The 6,620-nt window shown below is 44.9% G+C and carries 5 protein-coding genes; 4 read left to right on the top strand and 1 reads right to left on the bottom strand.

Annotated features, from left to right (window positions below; translation table 11 throughout):
• Positions 1-145: 145 nt before the first annotated feature.
• From JGK22_RS02520 to JGK22_RS02505, 4 genes are all read left to right on the top strand, one after another.
• Positions 146-817 carry a glutathione S-transferase gene (locus JGK22_RS02520; protein WP_293312264.1) on the top strand — a complete coding sequence of 224 codons (672 nt, stop codon included), beginning with the start codon at positions 146-148 and terminating at the stop codon, positions 815-817.
• A gap of 195 nt (positions 818-1,012) precedes the next feature.
• Positions 1,013-4,348 (top strand): protein DpdE, encoded by a 3,336-nt coding sequence (gene dpdE / locus JGK22_RS02515; RefSeq protein ID WP_293312262.1) that lies wholly within the window; start codon positions 1,013-1,015, stop codon positions 4,346-4,348.
• Positions 4,349-4,628: 280 nt separating this feature from the next.
• Positions 4,629-4,973 carry a hypothetical protein gene (locus JGK22_RS02510; RefSeq protein WP_293179874.1) on the top strand — a complete coding sequence of 115 codons (345 nt, stop codon included), beginning with the start codon at positions 4,629-4,631 and terminating at the stop codon, positions 4,971-4,973.
• Entirely contained in the window at positions 4,970-5,164 is a 195-nt protein-coding gene (locus JGK22_RS02505; protein ID WP_293179877.1) for a hypothetical protein, read from the top strand. Before JGK22_RS02510 ends, JGK22_RS02505 begins: the two co-directional genes overlap by 4 nt.
• Before the next feature lie 129 nt (positions 5,165-5,293).
• Here the strand turns inward: JGK22_RS02505 and JGK22_RS02500 are convergent, their stop codons facing one another.
• Positions 5,294-6,484 carry a pentapeptide repeat-containing protein gene (locus tag JGK22_RS02500; protein ID WP_293190919.1) on the bottom strand — a complete coding sequence of 397 codons (1,191 nt, stop codon included), beginning with the start codon at positions 6,482-6,484 and terminating at the stop codon, positions 5,294-5,296.
• Positions 6,485-6,620 lie beyond the last annotated feature (136 nt).

The following is a 6,620-nucleotide window of genomic DNA, read 5'->3' as shown; positions in this document are numbered from 1 at the left end:
GAAGCGCAACTACGTACCAAGAAAGGTATGTTGTTGGGCTTGAGCCCCAAGAGCGCTGAAGCGCAACTACGTACCAAGAAAGGTATGTTGTTGGGCTTGGGCCCCAAGAGCGCTTGCATCGCAACTACGTACCAAGAAATGCCCAATGCCCAATGACTATATGTCACCAATATATCCAATTTTATATTCATTCCGCCGTTGTCCCTATGCTATGCGCGCACGTTTAGCGCTGATGATTAGCGATCGCGCGTGTGAGTTGCGGGAAGTTGTTTTGCGAGACAAACCACAAGAAATGTTAGATGTATCTCCGAAAGGTACAGTACCGATATTGATTGATGTTGACGGGCGCGTACTCGATCAAAGTATCGATATCATGTTGTGGGCGTTGGAACAACACGATCCTGAAAAATGGTTGAGGCCAAAGGAAGGTTCTGTTGCAGAAATGCTGGAACTTATCTCTCAATTTGATTATGGGTTTAAATATCATCTTGACCGTTATAAATACCCTGAGCGTTATGCTGGTGTTGATGCTCAAGCACATCGCGATGAATGTGCTTTATATCTGGGGAAACTCAATGCTAAATTAATCAAGAATAAATATTTGTTTGGTAATAATGTAGCATTGGCTGATATGGCGATCGCACCTTTTGTCCGTCAATTCGCCCATACCGATAAAATTTGGTTCAACGAACAGCCTTGGATTCCCCTACAAGCTTGGTTGACAGCCTTCACTGACTCGGAAATTTACGCCAGTGTGATGCAGAAATACCCCAAATGGGAATCGGGGAATCCCACCGTTATTTTTGGGCGATCGTAATTATATTCAATCAACAGATAAGATTGCTTTCATTTGTTATCAATTCTTAAAATTATCTGCGTTTATCTGTGTTAATCTGCCGGATATCTGCGGTTTACCTATCCATCAAAAATTTATGCAATAAATCTCATATCTAATGTTATTCTATTCCCTCAGGCGTTAGTGTATTCTAACAGATATTGTCAGGCTAAAATTATGATTGATGTTGGTTCATTAGTTCGATCGCCCAAAAACGATATGGGAATCGGAAAAGTTGTCGAGGTATCCCACCCCGATGCCATAGTTGAATATTTTTGCTCAGTAAAAAACCGCATCCGCAAAACTGTACCCCTCAGTTTGCTACAAGAAGCCCGACTTCAGCGTCAAACCCGCTGCTACCTCTGGAGTACAAGTCAGGAAAGGTGGATAATTGGCCGAGTTTATGACTGGGATGAAGATAAACTAGAGTACGAAATTGACCTCCCCGACAGCCAAAGTTTGCAAGCTGTCGAAGCCGAGCTTTACGTTCGCTGCAATATCCCGATCGCCGATCCGATCGACATTTTAGCAGTTAAAGGCCAAGAAACTCCCTATTTTCACGATCGCCGTTTGGCTTTTGTCCAATCTGCGATCGAACAGCGCGCCGTCAGTCGCGGCATGACGGGCTTAATTTCTGCTAACATAGACCTGTACCCGCACCAAGTTGAAGTCGTGCGGCGCGTCCTAGAAGACCCAATCGTGCGCTATTTGTTGGCAGATGAAGCTGGACTGGGGAAAACAGTAGAAGCGGGAACAATTCTCCGCCAATTCTTGCTAGACGATGCTAACGGGCGCGCTGTGGTAATCGTTCCCAAATACCTGCTCGAACAGTGGCGGCAAGAGTTAGAAAATAAATTCTATTTGTCTCATTTTGCCGATCGAGTGCAGCTTGTTTCTTTGAGCGAAATCAATCAAATTAGCCGCAATGCTAACCTAGATTTTTTGATTGTTGATGAAGCGCAAGAACTCGCAGCCATGGCTAATTCGAGCGATCGCAATCAACAACAATCCTTTGAACTCTGCCAGAAACTAGCTCATAAAAGCAAAAATTTATTGTTATTATCTGCAACGCCAGTCATCGGCCGCGAGCAAGATTTTCTCACGATGCTGCACTTGCTAGACCCCACAACCTACCGTGTTGAAGATTTACAAAGTTTCAAAGCACAGGTGCAGAACCGTCAAGAAATTGGTCGAACTTTACTCGATTTCCGAGAGACAACACAGCCTGCTGTTTTGCAAACAAAACTTGCTCAACTTCGCACTCTTTTTGCTAAAGATGATTATTTAATCGCATTGGCAAAGGAATTAGAAAAAAGCCTAAAAACCAAAGAAACCGAAGAAAAATCTCGCCTGATCCGAACTATTCGCACCCACGTTAGAGATACCTACCGCCTGCACCGCCGCATTCTCCGCAACCGCCGGGATGCGGTGGAAGATGTGATTTTCGATCGCGATACAGTACCTAAAGCCGAGTACGATCTCAATGACGAACAGTGGTCTGAAATTCAAACTGTACTCGATAAATGGCGCGCTGCTGCTCCCAAATCTAGCGAATATCAGAGAATTTTTCTGCTGTTTTTCCGCGCTTCCGGTACTTGGTTGAATGTTTTGGAACGGGTTATCAAAGCTCGCTTGCAGAAAAAATCTAGTCCAGAGCTCGATCGCGAATTCGGACAAAGCGACACCGCAATTTTGACGAAAACTGCGCTGTTTTCCGAAGAAAGGGAACTGCTGGAAACCTTGCTCAACACTGTGTCAAAGGTCGAGGAAGGGTTCGATCGACTGGGTTTGTTACGAATCGCTATTTTGCGATTTCTCGCAGTTGCATTGAAGGTTCCGCGCGAATATCACAGCAATCCTCGCGATTTGCTCTCCAGAATTCAACAGCAAATTAAACGGCCGATTCCGGGCGAACGTTTCCCGAAAATTGTGATTTTCACCAGTTTTACGACGACTTGTCAAGAGATTGCGGAAAATTTAGCTAAAATCTTTGGTAAAAAGGCGATCGCCAGTCATGACATGACCAAATCAGCGGATGATGTGGAGGCGAATCTCCATCGGTTTAAGACTGAACCGCATTGTTTTGTCTTGGTGTGCGATCGATCGGCAGAAACAGGCGTCAACCTACAATTTATAGATTGGTTAGTCCACTTCGATTTACCGTGGTTTCCCAACCAGCTAGAACAAAGACTCAGCAGAGTCGATCGCATTGGTAGCAAAATGGGAGTGCAATTTTGTTTGTTTGCAGGCCCGGATATGCCCGATAGCCCCCACGAAGCTTGGTTTCAAGTCTTAAAAAACGGGTTTGATATCTTCAACAAATCGATCGCCAGCCTTCAGTTTTATGCCGAAACCAAACTGATTACACTTGAAGAAAAGTTGTTTACTGAAGGAGCAAAAGGCCTATCAAGCGAACTTGAATCGATTAAAACTGAAATCGAACAAGAGAAAATCAAAATCGATGAACAATACGCCCTCGATGAAATTGATATTCTTGATGACAGCGCATCTCAGTATTTTGAATCCCTCGACAACTGCGACGCACGCCATAAAGAAATGCAGCGGGCGGCGGAAGGTTGGTTGTGTCAAGCCCTCCATTTCAAACAAGTCGAACATCCCAGTATCTCTGGTTTGGTGCGCTATCAACCTACTCAAAAAACCTTAATTCCCTCCAAGGATTTGACAACTCAATTAGTTCCCTATTGTCAGCAATACGGTAGTTACAATCGGCGTATTGCTCATCAAAATACCGATGTCGTTCTTTATCGAACTGGCGAGGGATTAATTGATGCACTGGGCGCCTATGTTCGCTGGGACGATCGGGGTCAAGCTTTTGCGATGTGGCGTCACGATGAAAGTTGGGATGCTGCGGAAGGGAAGGAATGGTTTGGCTTTCAGTTTAATTATTCAATTCAGACTGATGTGCAGCCTGCTGCTCAAATTTTGCAAGCACAAAACATCGAAAATTACAACTTAAAAGCTTTGCAACGGCGCGCTGATGCTCTGTTTTTACCAATTTTTGAAACTGTGTATGTAGATGCTCGCAGCGAACAAATGTCTGTGGTAGAAGATGCGGAAGTTTTGGCAATTTTGCAGCGGGGTTATAAAGGGAAAGGCGGCCCGAATCGGGATTACAATTTGTCTAAAAATCGCACATCGCTGATTGACAATTTTGTAGATTCCCTGGATTGGGATGATTTTTGTCAGAAGGGGCGGGTGGTATCGGAGGAATTGCTGCGCGGGCGCGAGGCTTTTGTCGAAATGTGCAATAATTCTGCTACCAGTGCTGCAATTCAACTCAAAAATCGGGTAAATCAATTGCAATTACGTTTGAATCGACTTTCTAAATCGGAACAGCTTTTAGAATCAGTTTTGGCTGATGAAATTAGTACCGAAAGTTTGTTGAGTCAAGCGGTTTTAGCGGGAATTCGCCACCCGCACCTAACTCTTGAGTCGGTAGGATTTATTGTGATTTCTGGGCGTGCTCCTGTGAAATCGGAGGATGAGGGATAATTTGTTTTGGTGAAGTGCGTAGGCCGGGGCCCGGGCGTAGCCATCGCTCTTTTTGAGGGCGATTCCCTACCCTTCACCGAACCCTTGCGGGAAGATAGCTTCGCTTCACGCTCTTTTTTGAACCGATTCGGGAACACGGGCTTTTGGGTTCGTGCCACGATGGACGCTGATGGATGAAAAGGATTTCGGTATGTATGATTGTGAACTGCTTCGGATGTTGATCGATTACACTATGGTATGTTGAATTTTTATTGCAATAACTTATTTTAGGGGTGTAAATATGGCTGATTTACCATCAAGAACTACTGAAATTATAAATCAATTAAAACAGCAGGCTTTAGATATTGTTAATGAAGCTTCTGCCTTGGAATTAACCATTTTTGAACTATTTGGAGAGACCGAGGCAACGATTGCGGCACTAGATGAAATGAAAAGTGCAGCCGATGATGCTGAATCTTCCTACTCTCAACTATCTACTATCCAGCTTCAAATTGCCCAAGCTCAACCTGTTGCCTCTGGTGATATGCTACAATTACTAGAACGAGCTATAGCACGAACCCAAGCAAGGATTCCGGCACTGGAGCGTAGTATTGAAGAAGTTAAGATGGAATACAACTTGCCATGAATAAACAACCGCGCATCCCCGATCCAGAAACATCTAAACGTTTGCTAGCTAACCTCCGCCGAACTCGTATGGAGGTTCAAGAAGTCAATTTAGAATTAGGAGAAATTAATACGCTACTGGCAGAACAGCTTCGCCTGCAAAGATTGAATCGAGTCAGGCGATCGCTCAATAGCTCTACAGCAGAATTGTAAATTTATTAGCCAAAGCCACAAAAAGTTTAAGAAACGCGAGCGATATTTTTTGAACCGATCTATCGCACAGGCTTTTGGGCCCGTGCCACGATGGATGCGGATGGATGAACGGGATCTGGCATTTACGGGCTAAACATCCTCAAAAATTGCTCCCCGCTGCTGTAAATTTAGCTTGACATCTTCCGCAAGTCCCGAGTTATTCCCAAACCTCGCTGACTTGACATTCGCACCGCTGAAATTAGCATTTGTTAGGTTAACTTCGAGCAGATTTGCGCGACTAAAATCGGCACCGCTGAGGTTTGCTAAAGCCAGACTGGCGCGGTACAAATCTGCACCGCTCAAATCTGCATTTCCGAGGAAAGCGCCACTCAAATCTGCACCGCCAAATTTGGCGTTTTGCAGGTTGGCGTCGCTGAAATCGGCATCGTTTAAGTTTGCACCCCGGAAATTTGCCGCCGGGAGATTTGCACTACTAAAATCCACTGCACTTAAACTTGTCCCGCGCAAGCTACCGCCCGCGAAATCCAGTGCGGGATTGAGATTGGCGATTGTTGCCAGTTCTACAAAATCATCGGTTTCAGCAGCTATAATGCGATCGACCATTTCCTGCAACTCGGCTTCGGCTGGCGCGATAATTTCCACCTCAGGCTGTTCCACCGCAGGCAAATTGTAAGACAATAGCGCCCAACTGAGAGCCGGTTGGAGCTTATTTGCTAAATATACAGTCAGGATTCTTTCTAAAACCGAATGTTGATTTGGCGTAATATCGTGCGGCCACAAACCCTCCGCATCTGTGAGATAAATATCTTCTTTCGCAACTTCAAAAGCCGCTGCAATCCGCAATGGTTTGGCGGGAAATTCTCCCAGTTTAACACTTTTTAGCAAACCTTTTAATATTGGTTTTCCCCGTTTTAATGAAAAAATCCAAGCGGGTTTTGTATCGTCGCCGATTGTGGAAACATGACAAAACGTGCAGTCAGTTTCCTGGATTTTTTCCACCTTCTCGTTGTCTCGGACTTTCCGCTGACTTTCGGTTGACAAAATCTCTGTACTGCTGTCGATGGGCGACAGCTCAAAATCACCCACTAATTGACGCGATGCTACCGGAATTTCGCAGTTTTCCAGATTTAGTTTGAGCGTTCCGCCTTGCAGACCAAATTTAACGCGGCCGCCCAGCAGCGGTTCCCAATGCTCGTTAAAATTGAGGCTCAAGTGAATGTCAAGCTGCTGGGTTTGGGCTGCAACTGATGGCACTGGAATTGCTTCTAGTTGCATCCACAAGCAATCTGGGTATTTGTTGTGAGACTCTAGCGATCGCATATCGGTAGAAGTGCTGGCTCTGCCAGACTGTGATGGAGATTTTGACGAGTGCTTTATTTTATTTTATCACTATTGAGCCAAACTATTGATCGAATTTTTATCTGTGATAATTTATCGTTGGTTTGCGACACCTATA

This window comes from Microcoleus sp. PH2017_08_TRC_O_A (assembly GCF_020738665.1).
Classification (GTDB): Bacteria; Cyanobacteriota; Cyanobacteriia; order Cyanobacteriales; family Microcoleaceae; genus Microcoleus.
Note: the sequence above shows the minus strand (reverse complement) of the source record. Positions and strands in the feature narration are given on the sequence as shown.

Coding starts and splice junctions, on each gene's coding strand:
- JGK22_RS02520 (WP_293312264.1), top strand. CDS start 146: ATGCCCAATGACTATATGTCACCAATATATCCAATTTTATATTCATTC.
- JGK22_RS02505 (WP_293179877.1), top strand. CDS start 4,970: ATGAATAAACAACCGCGCATCCCCGATCCAGAAACATCTAAACGTTTG.
- JGK22_RS02510 (WP_293179874.1), top strand. CDS start 4,629: ATGGCTGATTTACCATCAAGAACTACTGAAATTATAAATCAATTAAAA.
- dpdE (WP_293312262.1), top strand. CDS start 1,013: ATGATTGATGTTGGTTCATTAGTTCGATCGCCCAAAAACGATATGGGA.
- JGK22_RS02500 (WP_293190919.1), bottom strand. CDS start 6,484: ATGCGATCGCTAGAGTCTCACAACAAATACCCAGATTGCTTGTGGATG.